This window comes from Arthrobacter sp. 05T442 (assembly GCF_056395945.1).
In genome coordinates, this window is record NZ_JBFTKM010000006.1 from 146,495 (window position 1) to 167,219 (window position 20,725).

At 67.6% G+C, this 20,725-nt stretch carries 19 protein-coding genes and 1 riboswitch; of the genes, 4 read left to right on the forward strand and 15 right to left on the reverse strand.

The genetic code is table 11. From position 1 onward, the window contains the following. Positions 1-61: 61 nt before the first annotated feature. Positions 62-1,459, forward strand: a complete 1,398-nt coding sequence (locus AC1DES_RS08670) for an MFS transporter (RefSeq protein WP_476895288.1) — start codon at positions 62-64, stop codon at positions 1,457-1,459. A gap of 15 nt (positions 1,460-1,474) precedes the next feature. Here the strand turns inward: AC1DES_RS08670 and AC1DES_RS08675 are convergent, their stop codons facing one another. From AC1DES_RS08675 to AC1DES_RS08720, 10 genes are all read right to left on the reverse strand, one after another. Continuing rightward, on the reverse strand, positions 1,475-1,843 hold the full coding sequence (locus AC1DES_RS08675; RefSeq protein WP_476895324.1) for a fluoride efflux transporter FluC: 369 nt from the start codon (positions 1,841-1,843) through the stop codon (positions 1,475-1,477). Beyond that, positions 1,843-2,292: a fluoride efflux transporter FluC gene (locus AC1DES_RS08680; RefSeq protein WP_476895289.1), complete on the reverse strand. Its 450-nt coding sequence runs from the start codon at positions 2,290-2,292 to the stop codon at positions 1,843-1,845. The genes AC1DES_RS08675 and AC1DES_RS08680 overlap by 1 nt, the downstream gene beginning before the upstream one ends. Then, complete coding sequence (locus AC1DES_RS08685; RefSeq protein WP_476895290.1) at positions 2,293-3,006, reverse strand: metal-dependent transcriptional regulator; 714 nt, start codon at positions 3,004-3,006, stop codon at positions 2,293-2,295. Between the two features lie 16 nt (positions 3,007-3,022). Next, a complete protein-coding gene (locus AC1DES_RS08690; RefSeq protein ID WP_476895291.1) occupies positions 3,023-4,309 on the reverse strand; it encodes an Nramp family divalent metal transporter in 1,287 nt (428 codons plus the stop codon). A 194-nt stretch (positions 4,310-4,503) separates the two neighbouring features. Next, positions 4,504-5,280, reverse strand: a complete 777-nt coding sequence (locus AC1DES_RS08695; RefSeq protein WP_476895292.1) for a class I SAM-dependent methyltransferase — start codon at positions 5,278-5,280, stop codon at positions 4,504-4,506. 118 nt (positions 5,281-5,398) lie between these two features. Beyond that, positions 5,399-6,868, reverse strand: coding sequence for an aminotransferase class V-fold PLP-dependent enzyme (locus AC1DES_RS08700; protein ID WP_476895293.1), 1,470 nt, complete (start codon positions 6,866-6,868; stop codon positions 5,399-5,401). Positions 6,869-6,902: 34 nt separating this feature from the next. Continuing rightward, a riboswitch (SAM riboswitch) is annotated at positions 6,903-7,016 on the reverse strand. Positions 7,017-7,095: 79 nt separating this feature from the next. Further along, positions 7,096-7,908, reverse strand: a complete 813-nt coding sequence (gene hisN / locus AC1DES_RS08705) for a histidinol-phosphatase (RefSeq protein ID WP_476895294.1) — start codon at positions 7,906-7,908, stop codon at positions 7,096-7,098. Positions 7,909-7,997: 89 nt separating this feature from the next. Then, positions 7,998-9,113: a ribosome small subunit-dependent GTPase A gene (gene rsgA, locus AC1DES_RS08710; protein ID WP_476895295.1), complete on the reverse strand. Its 1,116-nt coding sequence runs from the start codon at positions 9,111-9,113 to the stop codon at positions 7,998-8,000. Further along, complete coding sequence (aroA, locus tag AC1DES_RS08715; RefSeq protein WP_476895296.1) at positions 9,097-10,518, reverse strand: 3-phosphoshikimate 1-carboxyvinyltransferase; 1,422 nt, start codon at positions 10,516-10,518, stop codon at positions 9,097-9,099. Before aroA ends, rsgA begins: the two co-directional genes overlap by 17 nt. 7 nt (positions 10,519-10,525) lie before the next feature. After that, positions 10,526-11,074 (reverse strand): DoxX family protein, encoded by a 549-nt coding sequence (locus AC1DES_RS08720; protein ID WP_476895297.1) that lies wholly within the window; start codon positions 11,072-11,074, stop codon positions 10,526-10,528. A 373-nt stretch (positions 11,075-11,447) separates the two neighbouring features. Here AC1DES_RS08720 and AC1DES_RS08725 point away from each other — a divergent pair, with 373 nt between their 5' ends. Continuing rightward, positions 11,448-12,200 carry a sigma-70 family RNA polymerase sigma factor gene (locus AC1DES_RS08725; protein WP_476895325.1) on the forward strand — a complete coding sequence of 251 codons (753 nt, stop codon included), beginning with the start codon at positions 11,448-11,450 and terminating at the stop codon, positions 12,198-12,200. Beyond that, a complete protein-coding gene (gene rsrA / locus AC1DES_RS08730; protein WP_476895298.1) occupies positions 12,197-12,457 on the forward strand; it encodes a mycothiol system anti-sigma-R factor in 261 nt (86 codons plus the stop codon). Before AC1DES_RS08725 ends, rsrA begins: the two co-directional genes overlap by 4 nt. A 79-nt stretch (positions 12,458-12,536) precedes the next feature. Here rsrA and AC1DES_RS08735 read toward each other — a convergent pair whose 3' ends face one another. The 5 genes from AC1DES_RS08735 to AC1DES_RS08755 form a co-directional block, all read right to left on the reverse strand. Next, positions 12,537-12,611 carry a 50S ribosomal protein bL37 gene (locus AC1DES_RS08735; RefSeq protein WP_104061284.1) on the reverse strand — a complete coding sequence of 25 codons (75 nt, stop codon included), beginning with the start codon at positions 12,609-12,611 and terminating at the stop codon, positions 12,537-12,539. Between the two features lie 96 nt (positions 12,612-12,707). Then, complete coding sequence (locus tag AC1DES_RS08740; protein ID WP_476895299.1) at positions 12,708-13,331, reverse strand: PadR family transcriptional regulator; 624 nt, start codon at positions 13,329-13,331, stop codon at positions 12,708-12,710. Continuing rightward, entirely contained in the window at positions 13,331-14,158 is an 828-nt protein-coding gene (locus tag AC1DES_RS08745) for a DUF4097 family beta strand repeat-containing protein (protein ID WP_476895300.1), read from the reverse strand. The genes AC1DES_RS08740 and AC1DES_RS08745 overlap by 1 nt, the downstream gene beginning before the upstream one ends. Before the next feature lie 168 nt (positions 14,159-14,326). Further along, positions 14,327-14,926: a GDSL-type esterase/lipase family protein gene (locus AC1DES_RS08750; protein WP_476895301.1), complete on the reverse strand. Its 600-nt coding sequence runs from the start codon at positions 14,924-14,926 to the stop codon at positions 14,327-14,329. Between the two features lie 87 nt (positions 14,927-15,013). Then, positions 15,014-18,829 carry a multifunctional oxoglutarate decarboxylase/oxoglutarate dehydrogenase thiamine pyrophosphate-binding subunit/dihydrolipoyllysine-residue succinyltransferase subunit gene (locus tag AC1DES_RS08755; protein ID WP_476895302.1) on the reverse strand — a complete coding sequence of 1,272 codons (3,816 nt, stop codon included), beginning with the start codon at positions 18,827-18,829 and terminating at the stop codon, positions 15,014-15,016. A gap of 335 nt (positions 18,830-19,164) precedes the next feature. On the opposite strand from AC1DES_RS08755, the gene AC1DES_RS08760 reads away from it, so the two are divergent. Continuing rightward, positions 19,165-20,616, forward strand: coding sequence for a GuaB1 family IMP dehydrogenase-related protein (locus tag AC1DES_RS08760; RefSeq protein WP_476895303.1), 1,452 nt, complete (start codon positions 19,165-19,167; stop codon positions 20,614-20,616). Positions 20,617-20,725: the final 109 nt, after the last annotated feature.

Genomic DNA, 20,725 nt, shown 5'->3' on the forward strand with positions numbered 1-20,725 from the left:
GACACGCCGGTGTTAGGCTCATCCCAGGATCCGCAGCCCCAAGCCGTAGGAGGTAGCAGCCATGTCCGGCGCCTCCGAGGCCAGCACCCTGGACTTGCAGAAGCGGGTGCTGTACGTGGCGATCGTTGCCTCCTTCATCGCATTCCTCGACGGCTCGGTGGTGAATCTCGCCCTTCCGGCCCTCGAGCGCGAACTCGGCGGCGGCCTCGTGGTCCAGCAGTGGGTCGTTGACTCCTACCTGCTCACCCTCGGCGCACTCATTCTGGTGGCAGGCTCGCTCTCGGATTCCTTCGGCCGTGCAAGGGTCCTGCGCTGGGGCCTGGCCGGATTCACGATCACGTCCGTTCTCTGCGGACTGGCGTGGAGCGGGGAGTTCCTCATCCTGTTCCGCGGGCTCCAGGGCATTGCGGGCGCCCTGCTGGTCCCGGGCTCGCTGGCCCTGATCGTCACGTACTTCGAAGGCCCTGAACAGTCCGCCGCGATCGGCAAATGGTCCGGCTGGACCAGCGGAGCCATCGTCGCGGCACCCCTCATCGGCGGGCTGTCCGTGGACCTGCTCTCCTGGCGGGTCATCTTCTTCATCAACATCCTTCCCGCGGCTGCAGTGTGGCCTGTGCTCAGCGGCCTGCTGCGCACGGACAGGGTCCTCGGTCCCGGCAGGCACATTGATTTCCGGGGTGCCGCCCTGGCCGTCGTGGGCCTCGGGGGCGTTGTCTATGCCTTCATCGAACGCGGCAGCCTGGGCTGGGACAGCCCCCAGGTCTGGTTGCCTTTGAGCGTGGGCATCGCGGCCCTCGCGGCATTCCTGACATACGAGGCACGTGCCACCACCCCGATGATGCCGCTGCGGCTTTTCCGTATCCGCAACTTCGGCTGGGGCAACCTTGCCACCAGCGTCATTTACGGCGCACTCTCGCTCGGGTTTTTCGTGCTCGGCCTCTACCTGCAGCAGGTCGCCGGCCTGGGCGCGACGGCGGCGGGGTTCGCCCTGCTGCCGTCCACCCTCATCCTCCTGCTTCTCTCCGCGCGAATGGGCCGGCTGGCGGGCCGCTTCGGTTCCCGCTGGTTCATGACCGGCGGTCCGCTGCTGTGCGGCGCCGGCTTCGTGATCCTGACTGCCGTACGGACGCCCCTGGACTATGCCTCGCAGGTGCTCCCGGGAGTGCTGGTGTTCGGCCTCGGCCTCGCGGTCACTGTGGCTCCGCTGACGGCAGCGATCCTCGGCGCGGTTCCCCCGGAAGAAGCGGGCATCGGATCGGCCGTGAACAATGCCGTCGCGCGTATCGCGGGTTTAGTTGCGATCTCCTTCGCCGGGCTGATCGTGGGACCTGCGGTGACGACGTCGGGGCTTCATGCCGTGTGCTACGCCACGGCAGCGCTGTTTGTCGCGGGCGCGGCCTTCTCTGCTGGCGGCATCCGGAACCCCGCGCCGGCGGCGGAGCTTCCCGACGCCGAATAGCGCCGAAAAGGACTGCTAGCCGGCGAGGACGAGGCCGAGGGCGGCCGCCGTGAGACCAGCCAGGAGATTGCCCGCGACATTGAGCGCGGCGGCGCGGTAACGCGTCTCGCTCACCAGCCGCACTGTCGCGGTGGTCCAGGAGCTGAACGTGGTCAGTCCGCCGGCCAGGCCGGTCGCGACCCCGGCGTGCCAGTCTGCGCCCAGCTCCAGGTGGCCGGCCAGGCCGATGGAGAGGCCGATGATGAGGGAGCCGGTTACGTTCACCGCGAGCGTGGCCCAGGGCCAGTGCGGATGGGGGCCCGGGTGGTGGGCAAACCAGGAGTCGACGGCGAACCTGAGCAAGGCCCCTGCCACACCGAAGATTCCCACCAGGAGTGCGGTCATCATGGGGCGCCGCCGCCGAGGTCGGCGATGGCCTTGCCGGTCTTCCAGCCTGCCGCCGCGGCCCCGAGCCCCAGCACGAGGGAGAGGCCCAGATAGGCCAGCCACGTGGCATGAAAGCCGGTGCGGAACTGCTGGTCGACTGCCATCACGAGCGCCGAAAACGTCGTGAACGAGCCCAGAAGGCCCGGGCCGATCCCGGCCCGGAGCCAGAAAGCCGTCCTGGGCCGTGCGATCCAGATGGTGGTCAGGGTTGCCAGGACAAAGCTCCCGACGACGTTGATCACCAGGGTGGTCCACGGTACTGCGCCTGCCGGCTCGGGAAAGAGCAGGCCGGCGCCGAAGCGCAGTTCCGTCCCGAGGAAGCCGCCGACAGCGACGGCAGCCCAGGCCCGCCAGCCCGGCATGCCGGGGCGCCGGGCGGTACGGCCTTCCGCCAGCACGGTCTTCACTCAGTGTTCTTCCATGGTGCAGTCTGCATGGGTCGCTTCGCTGTGGACCCAGAGGGCGGACGCGACTTCCTCGGCGAAGTCGAATTCGCGCGGGGCTTCGCCTGAGCCGATCCGAACCACGAGCGGGCCGCCGAACGGCCTCCGGCCCAGGATCTCCACCTCGGCGTCCACGTCGATGTCCTCCGCCGCCAGGTAGCGGAGCAGTTCCGGGTTGTCGTCGCTGATCCGGGTGATCCGGCCGGTGTGGCCGTCGTCGAGCTCGCTCATGCGGTGCGCCGCGGGCATGAGGACGGAGCCGTCCGCGGCGGGGATGGGATCGCCGTGGGGGTCCCTGTCCGGGTTTCCCAGTTTGCCGGCCATCCTGTCGATGAACGTGTCCGAGACGGCGTGTTCGAGCAGTTCGGCTTCGTCGTGGACCTCGTCCCAGCGGTAGCCCAGTTCCCGGACGAGGAAGGTTTCGATCAGCCGGTGCCGCCGGACCATGGACAGGGCCAGCCGGACGCCGTCGGGCGTCAGCGTGATGGCGCTGTAGGGCTTGTGGTCCACGAGGCCCTGGTCCTTGAGCTTGCGGACCATCTCGGAAACGGAGGAGTTGGCCACACCCAGCCGCTGTGCAAGCTGGGTGGAGGTGATGGGCTTCTCCTGCCACTCGGTGAAGGAGTAGATGACCTTGACGTAGTCCTCGATCGAGGAGGAGGGCGTACTGGTCTTCACAGAGCCAAGCCTACCGTCAGCCGCGCCCGGCGAACGTGAGCCACAGCAGGACCAGATTCAGGGCCACCACCAGCACGACGCTGATGATGGCTGCGATCCGAAGGACCGGACCGTCCGCGAAACCGCCCATCAGGGTCTTGTTGCTGGTCAGGACAACCAGGGGAACGAGGACAAAGGGGATGCCGAAGCTCAGGACCACCTGGCTTAGGATGAGTCCCCACGTGGGATCGAAACCGACGGCCAGCAGCACGATGGCCGGGATCAGCGTGACAACGCGGCGGGTCATCACAGGGACGCGGACCTTGAGCAGGCCCTGCATGATGGTCCCGCCGGCGTAGCAGCCCACCGAGGTTGATGCCAGGCCTGAGGCGAGCAGCCCCACGGCAAAGACGACGCCGACGACGGGGCCAAGGTTCGCCGAAATGGCCGCGTGGGCGCCCTCTATGGTGTCTGTCCCTGCCTCGCCGCCCAGCGTCGATGCCGCCAGCAACAGCATCCCGATGTTCACGATGCCTGCAATGGCGAGGGCGGCCACGACGTCGAACCGGGTGGCCCGGACAAGGCGCGCGATGGCGGGGACCGGGATGTGCCCGTGCTCGTCCGGGCGGTGCCGGTCCCGGGAGAGAGCAGAGTGGACGTAGATAGCGTGCGGCATCACGGTGGCGCCGAGCATGCTGGCCGCCAGCAGGACCGTGTCCGGGCCCTGGAATCCCGGTACGAGTCCGGCCAGGGCGCCGCCGGGATCGGGCGGGCTGATGAACAGGCCGGCCAGGAATCCGATCGTGATGATGCCCAGCAGGAACATGATGATGAACTCGAACGTCCGCTGCTTTTCCCTGCTTTGGACCGCGAGGAGCAGCATCGAGACGGCGCCGACGATGACGGCTCCGAGGGGGAGGGGGAGGCCGAAGAGCAGATGCAGTGCGATCGCCCCGCCCACCACCTCGGCCAGGTCGGTGGCGGCGGCGACGATTTCAGCCTGCAGCCAGAAGGCCCGACGCCAGAAGGGCTTGAGCCGCTGGCCGAGGATTTCCGGCAGGCTCTTGCCGGTGACGATCCCGAGCTTCGCGGACTGGTACTGGACCAGCACGGCCATGACGTTGGCCACGACCAGGACCCACACGAGCAGGTAGCCGTACTTCGCTCCGGCCGTGAGATTGGCCGCGACATTCCCCGGGTCCACGTAGGCGATGGATGCCACGAACGCCGGTCCCAGCAGTCCAAGCAATGCCCTGCGCGCACCCGGGTGCTTCCGCGTGGGTATGCCGTGCGGCGTCGGTTCGTGTCCTGTTACATCCAGCACTGCCAGCTCCCGTGATTCGTCGCGTCCGCGTTGACACGACGGGTGGTTCCGGCCGGCACCAGGGCCGGGATCCAGGTTTTTTGCATGCCTACATATAAGAGTTAGGCATACCGAAACAATAAGCCCCGGGCGCGGTGCATGCAATGCGGCAGGCGCGGACCCGGGTCAGAGTCAACGCCGGTGCGGCAGCCGGGTCAGGCCCGGACCGCCCGCCAGGTCTGCGTCAGGTACGGCAGGCTGAGGATCTCGCCGGGGGCATGGGCCAAATGCTCCTGCAGGTACCAGTCCAGGTTTCCCATGACTTTGGACCGGGTGGCCTCCGTTGCTGCCAGATAGTAGCTGCGGGTCTTGGCCAGTTCCTTGATGTCCTCCGGGGTCACGGAATCTTCCCAGCGGGTCAGCTGGCTGGCCAGGCCGGTGAACTCCGGGCCCACGGTCGGCGTAAAGTGCGGTTTGTGGACGTCCCCTGCATGCATGATGCGCGAGAGCCGGTGCACCCAGGGAACCGAGGTGTCCAGCTGGTTCCAGACCAGCCCCAGGACACCACGGGGCCGGAGGACCCGGGCGATCTCCGTGCTGGCCGGAAGGGGATCACACCAGTGCCAGGCCTGGGCCACCGTGACAAGGTCGAAGGCTTCAGCCTCGAGTCCGGTGTCCTCCGCCGTTCCCACGACGGCGGGGACCCCCGGCAGCGTCCGGCGCAGTTGTTCCAGCATGTCCGCCGAGGGATCGACCGCGACCGTGTGCAGTCCACGATCGATCAGCAGCGCGGTGAACTTGCCGGTTCCGGCGCCGATGTCCGCGGCATTCCGCGCCCCGGCCGGGATCAGCCAGTCTGCGGATTCGCCAGGGTAGCCCGGGCGGACACGCTCGTAGTGTTCCCCGCCGTCCTGGAAGCTTTGCCCGAGCTCCTGGCGCCGCCCGCTGTGGAGTTTGGGTCCGTTGTGGAGCCTGGGGCCGCCGCGTGCCACGTGCGATCTCCTTCGGGAAAGTCCTGGTGTTGTGGATACCCTTCGAATTTACCGCACTCGCGCTGGCCTTCAGGGCGAGGTCTTCAGTGACTGGCCTTCGGCGCCTGGCCGCCAGGGCCTAGTCTTCAGTACACGGCGCCGCGCCTGCGGTGCCGGGTGTGTTCGGCGCCCAGTGCGGGTAGCTGCGGGTGTCGTTCGCCGGCACCCACCGGCCGGCGTCCACCACGTAGTCCCAGCCAAGTCCGGTCTGCCGGAGTCGTTCGATGCCGGCCAGCAGCCGCTGTGCATCCTCCAGCCGTGAGCCGAGGCCGAAGCTGGCCCGCAGGGAGCCGGCGGGCAGGCCGAGCCGTTTGAGCAGCGGGTGGGCGCAGAAGCGGCCGTCGCGCAGGCCGATGCCGTGTTCGGCCGAGAGATAGGCGGCCACGAGGCCGGCGTCGTAGCCTTCGACCGAGAAATTGACGACGCCGATGGTGCCGGTGCCCTCCCCGTCGCCATCTGCAGTGGTGTCTGTGAAGATGTGGTGGACGCTCACGCCGTCGATGCCCTGGAGCCCGTCGACAAGGAAAGCGCGGATGGCGTTCTCATGGGCGTGCCACTGCTCCTGGTCCAGGGCGGCGATCACTTCCGTGGCGCGGGCCAGCGTCGCCGCGCCCAGGACGTTGGGGGATCCGCCTTCGTGCCGTGCGGGGCCGGTGGTCCAGCTGACCGAATCGAGCCGTGCGTCACGGACGGCGCCGCCGCCGGCCAGGTGCGGGGTGCCGGCGTCGAGCCAGTCGGGGCGTCCCACCAGGACGCCCGCACCGAACGGCGCGTACAGCTTGTGGCCGGAGAAGGCGACGTAGTCGACGTCGTCGGCGGCGATATCGATCCGCCGGTGCGGCGCCAGCTGGGCGGCGTCGACGACGATCCTCGCCCCGAACTCGTGCGCCAGGGCGGCCAGTTTCCGGACGGGCAGGATTTCCCCGGTGACGTTGGAGGCTCCAGTCACGGCAAGCAGGCTGATGCCCCCGTGCGCCAGTTCCCCGCGCAGCTTCTCCACCGTGGCCGTGAGGGTGGGGGCCGCGACGACACTGCGGTGGGGCACGCTCTGCCACGGCAGGAGGTTGGCGTGGTGTTCGATGTCGAGGTAGAGCACCTCGCCGGTGTGCCGGCCCCCGCTCACGGGCAGGCATCCGGCCAGCAGGTTGAGGGAGTCGGTGGTGTTCCGGGTGAAGATGACGGAGTCATCGGCGCGGCCGCCGACGAAGTCCCGCACGATGCTCCGGGCGTTCTCGTATACCGACGTGCTGATCTGGGAGGCGTAGCCAGCGCCGCGGTGCACGCTCGCATAGAACGGCAGGATCTCGTTCAGGTAGGCAGAGACCACGGACAGGGCGGGGGCCGAGGCGCCGTAGTCCAGATTGGCGTAGCGGACGTGTCCGCCGTTGATCAGCGGAGCCTGGATCTCTGCACCTGTTACCGCGGAGAGCGGCCGGCGGGCGATGGCGAACCGTGCGTCGGAGTCCGCACCGGACAGCAGAACGTCGGGGCGGCCGGCCTGGGAGCCTGCTGTGGCACGGATGGCGGCGGGAAAAGTGGCAGTTGTCATGGGACCTCGCTCGAAAAGGACCCCACGCACCGGGGATCCGCGCTTGCCGGGTCCGTACCGGACCGGCCAGGTCGTCACCCGGGGCACCCCACCGCGAATGGAGGGTTGCCGGCCAGCAAACCGGGGTTTTGCGCTGGCACTCGTGACCTGCTTCGAGCCTAGGACATCCGCGCAGCCGGGGAAAAGGCCCGGCGCCAATGTGAAGCGCTTTGTTACGGGACGGGCGCTTAGAGGAGGTCGTCCAGGCCCGGGTTGAGGCGCTTCAGGACTTCTGAGTGGAGGATCGAGTTTGTTGCCAGGGCGTTGCCGCCGAACGGGCCGTCTTCGCCTTCCAGGGACGTGAAGCGGCCGCCGGCTTCGGTCACGATCGGCACCAGGGCGGCCATGTCGTAGAGGTTCAGCTCCGGCTCGCAGGCGATGTCGACCGCGCCCTCGGCCACCAGGCAGTAGGACCAGAAATCGCCGTAGGCCCGGGTGCGCCAGACTTCTTCGGTGAGGCCCAGGAACTCGTCCAGGTTGCCGCGCTGCTTCCAGCCGGTCAGGCTCGAGTAGGACAGTGAGGCGTCCGAGAGCTCGGAGACGTTGGACACCCGCAGCCGGGTGGCCGCAGCAAGTGATCGGCCCGTGTAGGCGCCGGCACCCTTGGCCGCCCACCAGCGCTTCCCCAGTGCCGGGGCGCTGACGACGCCGACGACCGGTTCGCCCTCGTCCACGAGGGCGATCAGGGTGGCCCAGACCGGGACGCCACGGACAAAGTTCTTGGTGCCGTCGATCGGGTCGATGATCCAGCGGCGGGAGCCATGGCCGGAACTGCCGAATTCCTCGCCGAGGACGGCGTCGCGGGGGCGGGAACGGGACAGCTGGCCCCGGATGGCCTCCTCCGCGGATTTGTCGGCGTCGGTCACAGGCGTGAGGTCGGGCTTCGTCTCTATCCGAAGGTCGAGCGCCTTGAAGCGGCTCATGGTCTGGGAATCTACGGAATCTGCCAGTACATGGGCAAGGCGCAGGTCATCGTTGTAGCTCGAAGCGGGTTGACTCATGGTTCCAAACTACCGCCAAAGCGGGCCGGCAGGCGGTAGGCCACGTCGCGGCGCCGCAGGCCGGGGGACCGGCAGCCCGGCCGTAGGCCCTACGAGACGGTGCCCAGTTCCTTGACGTCCTGGGCTTCCATCCGCGGGTCCGTCCCCAACAGCCGGCGCAGGGAGGCGAGCCGGGCCGGGCCGGAGGCTCCCGCGTGGCCGGCGGCCACCCAGGCGTCGACCCCGCAGTTGACGGCGGTGGAATCGTGCTTGCAGCCACGCTCGCAGTCATCGGTTCCCGGCTCGAGGTCGGGGAAGGAGCGCAGGATCCGGTCCGGATCCACATGGGCCAGGCCGAAGGACCGGATGCCGGGGGTGTCGATGATCCAGCTGCCGGCCGGGGCATCGTTGACTTTCAGGGCCAGCGCCGAGGAGGAGGTGTGGCGTCCGCGGCCGGTCACCGCATTGACGCCGCCGGTGGCCCGCTCGGCTCCCGTGAGCGCGTTGACCATGGTGGACTTGCCGACGCCGGAGTGGCCCAGCATGACAGTGACCTTGCCGTCGAGGTAGCCGCGCAGCTGGGACACCGCGTCCTTGTCCAGCCGCGCGGAGAGTCCGTCGTCCGAGCGGGCGTCGATGCCGGACGCAGCCGAATCCGCCGTCTTGGAGATGATCACCGGGAAGTCGAGGTGCCGGTAGTTGGACAACAGCTCCGCGGGGTCCTTGACGTCAGCCTTGGTGACGAGCAGCAGCGGTGCGATGCCGGCATCGTAGGCGGCCACGAGGGCCCGGTCGATGAAGCCTGTCCGCGGCTCCGGATTGGCCGCAGCGACCACCACCACGAGCTGGTCCGCGTTGGCGACGACGGCGCGTTCAATGGGGTCGGTGTCATCGGCGCTGCGCCGCAGGAGCGTCTTGCGGTCCTGGATCTTGACCAGGCGGGCGAGGGTGTCCGGTTCACCGCTGACGTCTCCGACCAGGGAGACGAAATCGCCGGCGACCACTGGGGAGCGGCGAAGTTCGCGGGCCCTGGCGGCGATGATCTTGCGTTCGTCGCCGGTGCCTTCGCCAACGACGGCAGTGTAGCGCCCGCGGTCCACCGTGATGATCCGCCCGGTGACCGCCTCGTCGTAGCTGGGCCGGTCCTTGGTGCGGGGGCGGGTGCCTTTTTTGTTGGGGCGGATCCGGACGTCGGATTCATCCCACGAGTCAGTGCTGCGTGCCAACGGTGGCATCCTTCTCTTCGGCGGGGGCCGCGCGTTCCGTGGCGGAGCCCGGCAGGGAACCGTGGGCCAGCATCGCGGTCCAGAGCTGCGGGAAGTCCGGCATGGTTTTGGCCGTGGTGCCGATGTCGTCGACTTCGACGCCGGGTACTGCCAGGCCCAGGATGGCGCCTGCCGTGGCCATGCGGTGGTCCGCGTAACTGTGGACGACGCCCCCGTGCAGGGCTGCCGGGCGGATGATCAGGCCGTCGGAGGTTTCCTCGGCATCGCCGCCGAGTCGGTTGATTTCGGCTACCAGTGCGGCGAGACGGTCCGTCTCGTGTCCCCTGAGGTGCGCGATGCCGCTCAGGCGCGAAGGGCCGGTAGCCAGGGCGCACAGGGCTGCGACGGTGGGGGCGAGTTCGCTCGTTTCGTCGAAGTCGGCGCCCCGGATCTCCGGCCCGCCGGTGACGGTGAGTGTGCCGTTTTCCAGCGTGACGGTGGCTCCCATAGTGGCCAGGATGCTGCGCCAGAGATCGCCGACCTGGGTGGTCCCGGACGGCCAGTCCGGGATCCGCACCGTGCCGCGGGTGGCCAGGGCCGCCGCCAGGAACGGGCCGGCGTTGGAGAGGTCTTGTTCGATCCTGTGGTCGAAAGCCCTGATGCTGCCGGGCGAGACGATCCAGTGGTCCGGGCGCGAGTCGTCCACGCTGACGCCTACGCCGCGCAGCACGGAAACGGTCATATTGATGTGGTCGAGGCTCGGCACGGGCGGTCCGACGTGCTCCAGGTGCAGCCCGTCCGCGAAGCGCGCCCCGGCCAGCAGCAGCGCGGACACGAACTGCGAGGACGCGCTGGCGTCGATGACAAGGTGGCCGCCGCGCACTGCGCCGGCGCCCTGCACGGTGAACGGCAGCGAGGACGCCGGGCCGCCGTCGGGGCTGCCGACCGCGACGCCGAGCCCCGCGAGGGCCTCGATGATGGTTCCCATCGGCCGTTTGCGGGCGTGGGGGTCCCCGTCGAAGAGTGTCAGGCCCTGGCGCAAGGCAGCGACCGGGGGAACGAACCGCATGACGGTGCCGGCCAGGCCGCAGTCGATGGACGCCTTGGTTGCGGGTGTGTCGAGGCTGATCGGGGTGATGCTCAGGTCAGGGCCAAAGGCGCCGTCACCGGGGACTTCAGTGATGGTGGCCCCGAGTTGGCGCAAGGCGTCGATCATGAGGGCCGAATCACGGGAGTGCAGGGGGGCGCGCAACCGCGACGGCCCGTCTGCGAGGGCTGCCAGCACCAGGTACCTGTTGGTCAGGGACTTGGACCCCGGGACCGTAACGGTGGCGTCGACCGGCCGACCGGCGAACGGGGCCGGCCAATGCCGGCCGCTGTCGGACGGGGCCGGGCCGGATGGTGCGGTGGAGGTGGCGCCAGTCATTGCCGTCTTAGGCCCCGACTGCGTGGTCTACGGCCTTGCGCACTGCTTTGTCGGCCTTCTTCAGCCGCTTGCCGGTGTTCTTCCTGGCATCGGCGGCGAGGTGCCCCGCGTTCTTCCTCGCGTCGGCGGCGAGGTGCTCGGCGCGCCAGGCCAGGCTCGGTTTGCCGGCTGTGTCCACGGAGGCCAGCAGCACGCCCCCGGTGAGCGAGACGTTCTTGAGGAGCTGCTTGCGGCGGGCGTCCCGGCCCTGCTTGGAGGAGGTGTCCGCACTGCGCCATTCAACGTAGCCGTTGAGAGCGGAGATAACGGCCAGGACAGTGGCGGCAAGGCGGGCCGATTTGCCGAGGGCAAAGCACACGCCTGCGCCGATCTGGGTGCCGCCAATGACCCGGGCCAGCACTTTCTCGTTGGTCTGGAACGGCAGCGATTCGGCCGCGCGGCGCAACAGGGGAGACAGCTGTGCCGCAGTGTCATCCGCGTTCCTTAGCTTGTCCATGCCTGCGAGGACGAAACTGGAGGCGAGCATGGGTCGGGCGAGAAAACGGACAAAGGACATGAATTTCCTCCTGGATGGACGAGCCGCGGACGCTGTGCGGGAGAACCGGTTCCAGTCTTGCACTTTTGCGGAATATTTGCCTGTTGCGGGTGGTTGTGAATTGCAGGTCCCCGACACGCTTTGTGGCCGGGTTATGAGCAAGTCGGGCCCGTGATGACGGGCCTGGAGACGGTTGGGCCAGCAATTGGCGGTCAAAGGAGGCAACGGTTTGATTCTAGTGAAGGACGGCGCAAAGCTGACCAGCCCGCCGGGACCCGCGCGGCTGGATGCTGGCGCGCTGGAAGCCTGGGACATGACGGTGCGGGCCCTCGGGTCAGACGCTGCGGCGGCGTTTTCGGCCGGCCGCAGAAAGGTGACAGTAGACTTGAAGGCAATGAGCACCATGGACCCGGCCGTTGCGGCCATGCACGAGGTTGCCGGAAACGACGCCAAACCCGCTGAGACACCCGTTGCCGGCCCGGAAAGTGCTGTGCAGGAGACCCTGGTCGACGGGAAGCCGCTGGACGTCGCCACCGAGACCACAGAAGAGCGCCGGCTGCGCTTTGAGCGTGACGCCATGCAGTATGTGGACCAGTTGTATTCCGCGGCCATGAGGATGGCGCGGAATCCCTCGGACGCGGAGGACCTCGTCCAGGAGGCGTACACGAAGGCGTTTTCAGCCTTCCACCAGTACAAGCCCGGCACCAATTTGAAGGCGTGGCTGTACCGCATCCTCACCAACACCTACATCAACTTGTACCGCAAGCGGCAGCGCGAGCCGCTGCAGTCGAATTCGGACACGATCGAAGACTGGCAGCTGGCCCGCGCAGAATCCCACACATCGTCGGGACTGCGTTCGGCCGAGGCCGAGGCGCTTGACCACCTCCCCGACTCGGACGTGAAGCGCGCCCTGCAGTCGATCCCCGAGGAGTTCCGGCTCGCCGTCTACTTCGCCGACGTCGAGGGCTTCGCGTACAAAGAGATTTCAGACATCATGAACACCCCGATCGGGACTGTCATGTCCCGGCTGCACCGCGGCCGGAAGATGCTGCGGGATATGCTCGCCGACTACGCCGCCGAGCGGGGATTCCGGGCCGCAGATTCCACCGCGGCGGCCGAGAGCAACCAACAGGAGAACAGGAAATGAGCGACTGCCAAGGACTGGGCGACTGCGACGACGCCCGGATGCAACGCATTTATGAGTACCTGGATGGGGCGCTCACGCATGACGACATCGCTGAGATCAAGGACCACCTGGACAGTTGCCCGGAGTGCTTTGAGCAGTACGACCTCGAGTGTGTCATCCGCGTGATGGTGAAGCGGTCGTGCACGGAGGCGGCTCCCGAAAACCTCAAGAATTCCATCCTGGACCGGATCCATTCGATCCGGCCGGTCGAGGCCTGAGACAAGTATTAAGCGAAAGACCCCGGCAACCGTAGGTTTCCGGGGTCTTTCGCTTAAAGCTGTTATTCCAAGCCTTGGCTTAGGCGTTGGGGCGCTTACCGTGGTTCGCGCCGCCACGCTTACGGTCACGACGTTTACGTGCACGCTTGCTCATAGCTGGCCTCCTTAATCTTGGTACTCAAAAGAGCTGCCCTCAAGTCTCCCACATCACGGCACGCGCCGCGAACCGGGAGCCGGCCTGCGCCGGGGTTCAGCCCTCCAGTGAGTTGCGGATGGAGATCCTGGCCTGGTCCAGCACCGTCTTGACCGTCTCGAGCGTAACCGCGGTGACGGGCCTGCTGCCGGCATGGCGTCGAAGCTCGACCCGGATGTCGTCCCGGAACGCCTGGACCAGCATTTCCGCTTCCCTCAGCCGGCGGTCGCCCTCCTGGGAGTACCGGGCGCCGGCCTGCGTCCCGGGCGCTGTTCCCGCGGAACGGACGGTGGAACGGGCCGCCTCCGCGGTCGCGGCCAGGTCAGCCCGGAGGCCGCGCATGTTGACCCTGATGTCCTGCCGGAGGTTGTCGGCGAGCCGGCGCACCGACGCGGAGATGTCGTTCTCCACCCCCGCGAGTTCGTCCCGCCGGTTGTTGAGCTCCAAGAGTCCCGCCGCAGTGATGCTGTAGTTGGTGCGCCGGCCCTCCGCCTGGGTGGCCACCAGCCCCTCCTCCTCAAGCTTGCCCAGGCGCGGGTAGATCGTGCCTGCACTGGGGGAGTAGGTCCCACCGAAGCGGTCGCTGAGGGCCTTGATGAGCTCGTACCCGTGTTTGGGGCCGGACTCGAGCAGCGCCAGCAGGTACAGCCGCAGCGCACCGTGGGCAAAGACCGGGGGCATCAGAGCCCCGCTTCGTGATCCGCGGTCGGCTGGCCGTGGAAGATCGAGGTCTTGCCCGAGACCGAGTTCGTGCGGACCAGCATGAGCTTTTCATCCGGCCCAGCGATCGTTTGGACGGTGCCGCCGGGCTGGGCGTACTTCTGGTCGTCTATGACGACGGCGCCGCTGGCCGTCTTTGCGATGATGTCGACTCCGACGTCGTGCGGGACCCGGATGGTGACGTCGCCCGAGACCGAGTTGGCACCGAAATCCCGGGTGAAGCCGTGAAGGTCAAAGCTGAGGTCGCCGCTGACGGTGTTGGCGCGGATGTTGCTGAACTCCCCTGAGGCCGTCACTTCACCGGAGACGCTTTTGGCTGTCAGTACGCCGTGGTGGTTGCGGGCGATCACCTCGCCGCTGACCGTATTGACGGAGAGGTCCCCGGACGTGCCGTCGGCCAGCACGGAACCGGAAACGGTGTTCAGGCGCGTGTGGCCGCTGATTCCGGCCACCATGCCGTCCCCGCTGACGGTTCCCGCTTCAACCTCGACGCCGGCAGGCAGGGCGATGCTGATGACCACGGAGTTGCTGCTGCTGTTGTTGACGGTACCCATCAGGTTCTTGAACCAGCCCTGCGCGCCGTGGAGCTGGTGCCGGACTTCCAGCCGGCCGTTGACCAGGACGATCGAGAGCGGGTCGCCACGGATTTCGGAGACCTCGATCCGGGCAACGTCCTCATCATGGGTGACAACGTCGAAACGGCCGCGCACGATTCCGAGCTTGAGCGCGCGGACGCCGTCGACGTCGATGGTCTGGGGACCGGTGACGGTCCACGTGTTCTCTGACATGGGTTCCTCCGGAAAGCGATGCGGGAGTCGGGACGAATTGCGATATATCGTGACTGTTAAGTCACGATATATCGCGCCCTAGCGCCCGTCAAGATATATCGCGATATTCCCCGGCGGAATGGCCCTCGCAATGCGGACTGCCATGTGCTGGTTGCGCGGTGCGGAGGCCTACTCCGGCGCGTCAATTCCGAGCCACTGGAACCAGCCGCGGTGCAGCACGAGCCAGGCCATGAGTCCGTAGCCGGCCTGGCCCGGGGTCCCGCCGTTGGCGGCCAGGTCCTGGCGCCACTGCTCGTGGTTCAGCAGCGGGGAGAAGGTGTCCACGTAGAGGTGCTTCCGGCGCGTGGTCACGTCGGCGAATGCCGTGTTGAGCTCGCCGAGCCGGCGGTTCTGCGTCGGGTCGAGGGTGGGCGGCGGCCCCACGACGAAGACTTCGATCTTGTTCTGCGTGGCGGAGTCCAGGATGTTCGCCAGGTTCAGCCGGCTTCGCGCGGTGGAGAGGCCGAATTCGATGTCGCGGCCGGACAGGCCGATCACCAGGCGGTTCTCGTGGTGGTTGCCGAACCGGCGGCCCGCCTCCTCGAACCAGCGCGCAGCCAGTGCCTCCGTGCCTTCTTCGGGGCACGGCAGGGAGTAGCTTTCGAGTTCCAGGCCGTCCTGGGGCGTGCGGGCCAGGACGCGGCCGAACCAGCCCAGCGCGCGTGGATCACCAAGCCCGGCCAACAGCTCGTCCCCAACGGCCGCAATGCGCAACTTTCGATCTTCCACGACTACCTCTTCACTCCACGCTGTTCATTAAACAAAGCTGCCCGGCCGGAGTTGCGTGATTCAGTCTCCGGCCGGGCAGCGATGACACTATTTACGGGCGAACGCCTGCTTGAGCAGGCTGTCCTGCTCGGCTGCGTGGCGCTTCATCGACCCTGCGGCGGTGGAAGCCGAGGCGGGGCGCGAAACGAGGCGTACACGGCGGTCCAGCGCGTCCGGAAGGTTGAGGCCGATGAACGGCCACGGACCCTGGTTGGCGGGCTCGTCCTGCGCCCAGACCACTTCGGCGTTGGGGTACTTGGCCAGCTCCGCGGCAATCCCGGCGGCCGGCAGCGGGTACAGCTGCTCAACGCGGACGATCGCCGTCGTCTTGTCCTCGGTCTTCTGCCGCGTGGACAGGAGATCGTAGTACAGGCGGCCGGAGACCAGCAGGACGCGTTCGACGGCGTCCGGCTGCAGCTGCTCGTGCTCGGGGATGACCGGCAGGAATGAACCCGTGGTGAAGTCCTGCACGGAGGACGCTGCGGCCTTGAGGCGGAGCAGCTGCTTCGGGGTGAAGATGATCAGCGGCTTGCGCGGCCTGCTGTAGGCCTGGCGGCGCAGCAGGTGGAAGTGCGAGGCCGACGTCGTCGGGTTTGCCACGATCATGTTCTCTTCGGCACACATCTGCAGGAAGCGCTCGATGCGGGCGGAGGAGTGGTCCGGTCCCTGGCCTTCGTAGCCGTGCGGGAGCATCAGCACGAGCGAGGAGCGCTGGCCCCACTTCTGCTCGGCCGAGGAAATGAACTCGTCAATGATGGTCTGCGCGCCGTTGACGAAGTCACCGAACTGCGCCTCCCAGAGCACGAGGGCATCCGGCCGCTCGACGGAGTAGCCGTATTCGAAGCCCATGGCAGCGTATTCCGAAAGCAGGGAGTCGTAGATCCACAGCTTGGCCTGGTCCTCCGAGAGGTGGGCCAGGGGCAGCCACTCGTCGCCGTTGGCGCGGTCGTGGAAGACGGCATGGCGCTGCACGAACGTGCCGCGGCGCGAGTCCTGGCCGGCCAGCCGGACCGGGACGCCTTCCATAATGAGCGAGCCGAAGGCCGCGAGCTCGCCGAAGCCCCAGTCGATGCCGCCTTCACGGGACATCAGCTCACGCTTCTCCAGGAGCTGCTTGAGCTTGGCGTGGACGGTGAAGCCCTCCGGGATTTCGATGTGGGCCTTGCCGATGCGGGCCAGCATTTCCGTGGAAATCGCGGTCGACGCCGGGGCCTTGACGCCGGTATCGGACTGCTGGGCCATGGGACGCTCGATGTCGGACACCGCGGCGGAATCGGCCGTGATGATCGGAATCGGGGACGTCTGCGCGGCATGGGTTTCGGCGAAGACGCGCTCCAGGCGTTCCTGGTAGTCGCGCAGCAGCTGCTCGGCCTCTTCCTCGGTGATGTCACCGCGGCCGATCAGCGATTCGGTGTACAGCTTGCGGACCGAACGCTTGGCTTCGATCAGGTTGTACATCAGCGGCTGCGTCATCGAGGGGTCGTCGCCCTCGTTGTGGCCGCGGCGGCGGTAGCAGACCATGTCGATGACAACGTCCTTGTGGAAGCGCTGGCGGAACTCGTACGCGAGCTGGCCGATCCGGACCACGGCCTCCGGGTCATCGCCGTTCACGTGGAACACCGGAGCCTGGATCATCTTGGCGACGTCCGTGGAGTAGGTGGACGACCGGGACGACGACGGCGCGGTGGTGAAACCGACCTGGTTGTTCACCACGATGTGGATGGTGCCGCCGGTGCGGTAGCCGCGCAGCTGGGAAAGGTTCAGTGTTTCCGCAACGACGCCCTGGCCCGCGAAAGCAGCGTCGCCGTGCACCATGATCGGCAGCACGGGGAAGGCCTCGCCCTGGTCCAGGCGGTCCTGCTTGGCGCGGACGATGCCCTCCAGGACGGAGTCCACAGCTTCCAAGTGGGACGGGTTCGCGGCGAGGTAGACCTTGGTCTCCTTGCCGGCGTCGGAGGTGAAGGTGCCTTCGGTGCCGAGGTGGTATTTCACGTCGCCGGAGCCCTGCACGGAGCGCGGGTCCTGCGTGCCTTCGAATTCGCGGAAGACCTGCGCGTAGGTCTTGCCCGCGATGTTGGTGAGCACGTTGAGCCGGCCGCGGTGGGCCATGCCGATGGCAACCTCGTCGAGCTCGTCGTCGGCCGCGTCGGAGATGATGGCGTCGAGCAGCGGAATCAGGGACTCGCCGCCCTCCAGGGAGAAGCGCTTCTGGCCGACGAACTTCGTCTGCAGGAACGTCTCGAAGGCTTCGGCAGCGTTGAGCTTGGAAACAATGCGCAGCTGCTCATCGCGGCTCGGCTTGGAGTACGGGTGCTCGATCTGGTCCTGGAACCACTTGCGCTCGGCCGGGTCCTGGATGTGCATGTATTCGATGCCGGCCGTACGGCAGTAGGCGTCGCGGAGGACGCCGAGGATGTCACGGAACTTCAGCATCGGCTTGCCGCCGAAACCGCCCGTGGGCCATTCGCGGTCCAGGTCCCACAGGGTCAGGCCGTAGGTCAGGACGTCGAGGTCCGGGTGCTTGCGCTGGACATACTCGAGCGGATCGGTGTCCGCCATGAGGTGGCCCCGGACGCGGTAGGCGTGGATCAGCTGCTGGATCCTGGCGACCTTGTTGATTTCGTCGGCCGGGTCCACCTGCAGGTCCGGGCTCCAACGCACGGGCTCGTACGGAATGCGGAGGGACTCGAAGATCTCGTCGTAGAAGTTCTGGGCGCCAAGCAGGAGCTGGTGGACCAGCTTGAGGAACTCGCCGCTGCCGGCACCCTGGATGACGCGGTGGTCATAGGTGGACGTCAGGGTGAGGACCTTGCTGATGGCGTTGTGCGCGATGATCTTTTCGCTGGCACCCTGGAACTCCGCGGGGTAGTCCAGCGCGCCGACGCCGATGATGGCGGCCTGGCCCTTGGACAGGCGGGGTACCGAGTGCACTGTGCCGATGCCGCCGGGGTTGGTCAGGGAGACGGTGGTACCGGAGTGGTCATCAGCCGTCAGCTTGCCCGCGCGGGCACGCTTGATCAGGTCCTCGTAGGTGTGCCAGAACTCGGAAAAGTTGAGCGTCTCCGCCTTCTTGATGTTCGGCACCATGAGCAGTCGGGTGCCGTCCGGCTTGGGCATGTCGATGGCAATGCCGAAGTTCACGTGGGCCGGCTGCACGGCCACGGGCTTGCCGTCGACCACGTCGTAGTAGACGTTCATCGACGGGAACTGGGAGAGGGCGCGGATGACGGCGTAGCCGATCAGGTGCGTGAAGGAAACCTTGCCGCCGCGGGCGCGGGCGAGGTTGGAGTTGATGACCACACGGTTGTCGATCAGCAGCTTCGCAGGGATGGCACGAACGCTTGTAGCGGTCGGCACTTCCAGGCTGGTGATCATGTTGGAGGCGATGGCCTTCGCCGGGCCGCGGAGGACGGAGACGACATCTTCCTCGGGGGCCGTAGGGGCCTTGACGTTCTTGGGCAGCTGGGCCGGAATCGGCTGGGCGGCGGTCCCGGCTTCCTGGCTGCGGCCGCCGTCGCGGGCGACAGTGGCGGGGGCCTTCTGGGCGGGAGCAGGAGCGGGTGCTGCAGTCGCGGCCGGGGCAGGAACCGGAGCGGGTGCTGCAGGCGCTGCCGGCGGCGCTGCCGGAGCCGCGGCAGCAGGCGCTACAACGGGAAGTTCACGTGTCGTGGGGTGCGCAACAGGTGCTGCGCCTGACGTTCCGTTGGCAGACGAGCCATCACCGGCGTCGAAGGATTCGAACAGGGGCCACCACTTGGCGTCAACCGTGTTCTTGTCCTGCTGGTAACGCTCGTACAGTTCGTCAACGAGCCACTCGTTTCCGCCAAATTCCTCTGGTAGACGGTGGCTAGGCTGCTCTGGCACTTGAAATACGCCTCTTCCATGAGTTTGATTCCTCTGGTTTCCACGGTGCCGCGGCACGACGATCGAACCAGTCTCTGCGTCCAGTGAACCCAGACCCATGCCAGTCTAGTGACGATTCTTGCCAAACCGCCAATAAGCGTGACTCAAATCATGAACTCGTCCGGACCCCGCAGTTCAGCGCCGCGACATTGTCCGCCGGGCGGCTCCGCAGGGCCGCGCCGGAGCCGCGCCGCAGCCGCGCCGCGGCCTCGCCGGCCTCGCCTAGAATCGCAGGGAGGACCCGTGTGGCGCCGGGAATGCATGTCAATACTGAGTACGCCTACAAAGGAGCAACCGTGCGTTTCCTGACTGAGCCCACCACCGACCTGACCTACTCCGACCTCTTCCTTGTGCCGTCCCGTTCCGACGTCACCTCGCGGCTCGATGTGGACCTCGCCGCGGACGACGGCACGGGCTCGGCCATTCCGCTGGTCGCCGCGAACATGACGGCGGTGACAGGCAAGCGGATGGCGGAAACCATGGCGCGCCGCGGCGGACTGGCAGTCCTGCCGCAGGATGTGCCGCTCGATGTCATCCGGGACGTCACGGCGTGGATCAAGACCCGCCACCCGGTGCTGGAAACCCCGGTCAGCCTGACGCCCGCGGACACGGTGATCGATGCCCTCCACCTCATGGGCAAGCGCCCGCATGGGGCCGTGGTGGTCGTGGACGAAGCCGGTGCCGTCGCGGGGGTCGTCCGCGCGGCCGACTGCGAGGGCCAGGACCGCTTCGCGTCGCTGGCCTCCGTGATCCGCCACCAGCCGCTGGTCCTGGACGCTGAAACGCTCGACGGCGGCTCGGACGCCGGCCTCCGCCGAGCCTTTGATGCGATGGACGCCGCCGGCACGGACTACGCGCCCGTGCACCAGGCCGGCGTCCTGGCCGGCGTCCTCACCAGGAAGGGGGCCCTGCGTTCCACGCTGTACCGCCCGTCCCTGGACAGGGACGGCAAACTCAAGGTGGCTGCCGCCGTCGGGATCAACGGTGACGTTGCCGGGCGCGCCGCCGAACTGCTGGCCGCCGGCGTGAACGTGCTCGTCCTTGATACCGCGCACGGACACCAGCAGAAGATGTTCGAAGCCCTGGCCGCCGTGAAGGGCCTGAATCCCGGCGTGCCTGTGGTGGCCGGCAACGTCGTCACAGCAGGGGCGACGCGCGAGCTGATCGAGGCCGGGGCGGACATCGTCAAGGTCGGCGTCGGCCCCGGCGCCATGTGCACCACCCGCATGATGACGGCCGTGGGCCGCCCGCAGTTCTCGGCCGTTCTCGAGTGTTCCGCCGCGGCCAGGGATGCCGGCGGCAGGGTGTGGGCCGACGGCGGGGTCCGCTACCCGCGCGACGTCGCCCTGGCCCTGGCCGCAGGCGCCAGCCAGGTCATGATCGGTTCCTGGTTTGCCGGTACGCACGAAAGCCCGGGTGACCTTCAGCTGGACGCCAACGGGAGGCAATACAAGGAGAGCTTCGGCATGGCCTCGGCCAGGGCTGTCCAGAACCGCAACCAGCGCGAGGGCGCCTTCGAGAAAGACCGGAAAGCCCTGTTCGAGGAGGGCATTTCCACGTCCCGGATGTACGTGGACGCCGCCCGGCCGGGCGTGGAGGACCTGCTGGACATGATCACCGCCGGTCTGCGCAGCTCCATGAGCTACGCCGGTGCGGCCGACCTCGCCACCTTCCGGGAACGTGCCGTGGCGGGGATCCAGTCCGCGGCCGGCTACGAGGAAGGCCGTCCGGTCCCGCAGAGCTGGTAATTCCGGCGGCCGGCGGTGGCTGCTCCTGTAGACTGGCATTCTTATGGACAGTAAATCTAGGTGCCGGCCTGGGGGCTGTCAGCGCAGAACGCCCGCCGTTCCCGCACAG

Excerpts from the sequence above, each read along its gene's own strand:
- AC1DES_RS08670 (WP_476895288.1), top strand. The coding sequence starts at position 62 with ATGTCCGGCGCCTCCGAGGCCAGCACCCTGGACTTGCAGAAGCGGGTG.
- AC1DES_RS08675 (WP_476895324.1), bottom strand. The coding sequence starts at position 1,843 with ATGACCGCACTCCTGGTGGGAATCTTCGGTGTGGCAGGGGCCTTGCTC.
- AC1DES_RS08700 (WP_476895293.1), bottom strand. The coding sequence starts at position 6,868 with ATGACAACTGCCACTTTTCCCGCCGCCATCCGTGCCACAGCAGGCTCC.
- hisN (WP_476895294.1), bottom strand. The coding sequence starts at position 7,908 with ATGAGTCAACCCGCTTCGAGCTACAACGATGACCTGCGCCTTGCCCAT.
- aroA (WP_476895296.1), bottom strand. The coding sequence starts at position 10,518 with ATGACTGGCGCCACCTCCACCGCACCATCCGGCCCGGCCCCGTCCGAC.
- AC1DES_RS08720 (WP_476895297.1), bottom strand. The coding sequence starts at position 11,074 with ATGTCCTTTGTCCGTTTTCTCGCCCGACCCATGCTCGCCTCCAGTTTC.
- AC1DES_RS08725 (WP_476895325.1), top strand. The coding sequence starts at position 11,448 with ATGAGCACCATGGACCCGGCCGTTGCGGCCATGCACGAGGTTGCCGGA.
- rsrA (WP_476895298.1), top strand. The coding sequence starts at position 12,197 with ATGAGCGACTGCCAAGGACTGGGCGACTGCGACGACGCCCGGATGCAA.
- AC1DES_RS08740 (WP_476895299.1), bottom strand. The coding sequence starts at position 13,331 with ATGCCCCCGGTCTTTGCCCACGGTGCGCTGCGGCTGTACCTGCTGGCG.
- AC1DES_RS08745 (WP_476895300.1), bottom strand. The coding sequence starts at position 14,158 with ATGTCAGAGAACACGTGGACCGTCACCGGTCCCCAGACCATCGACGTC.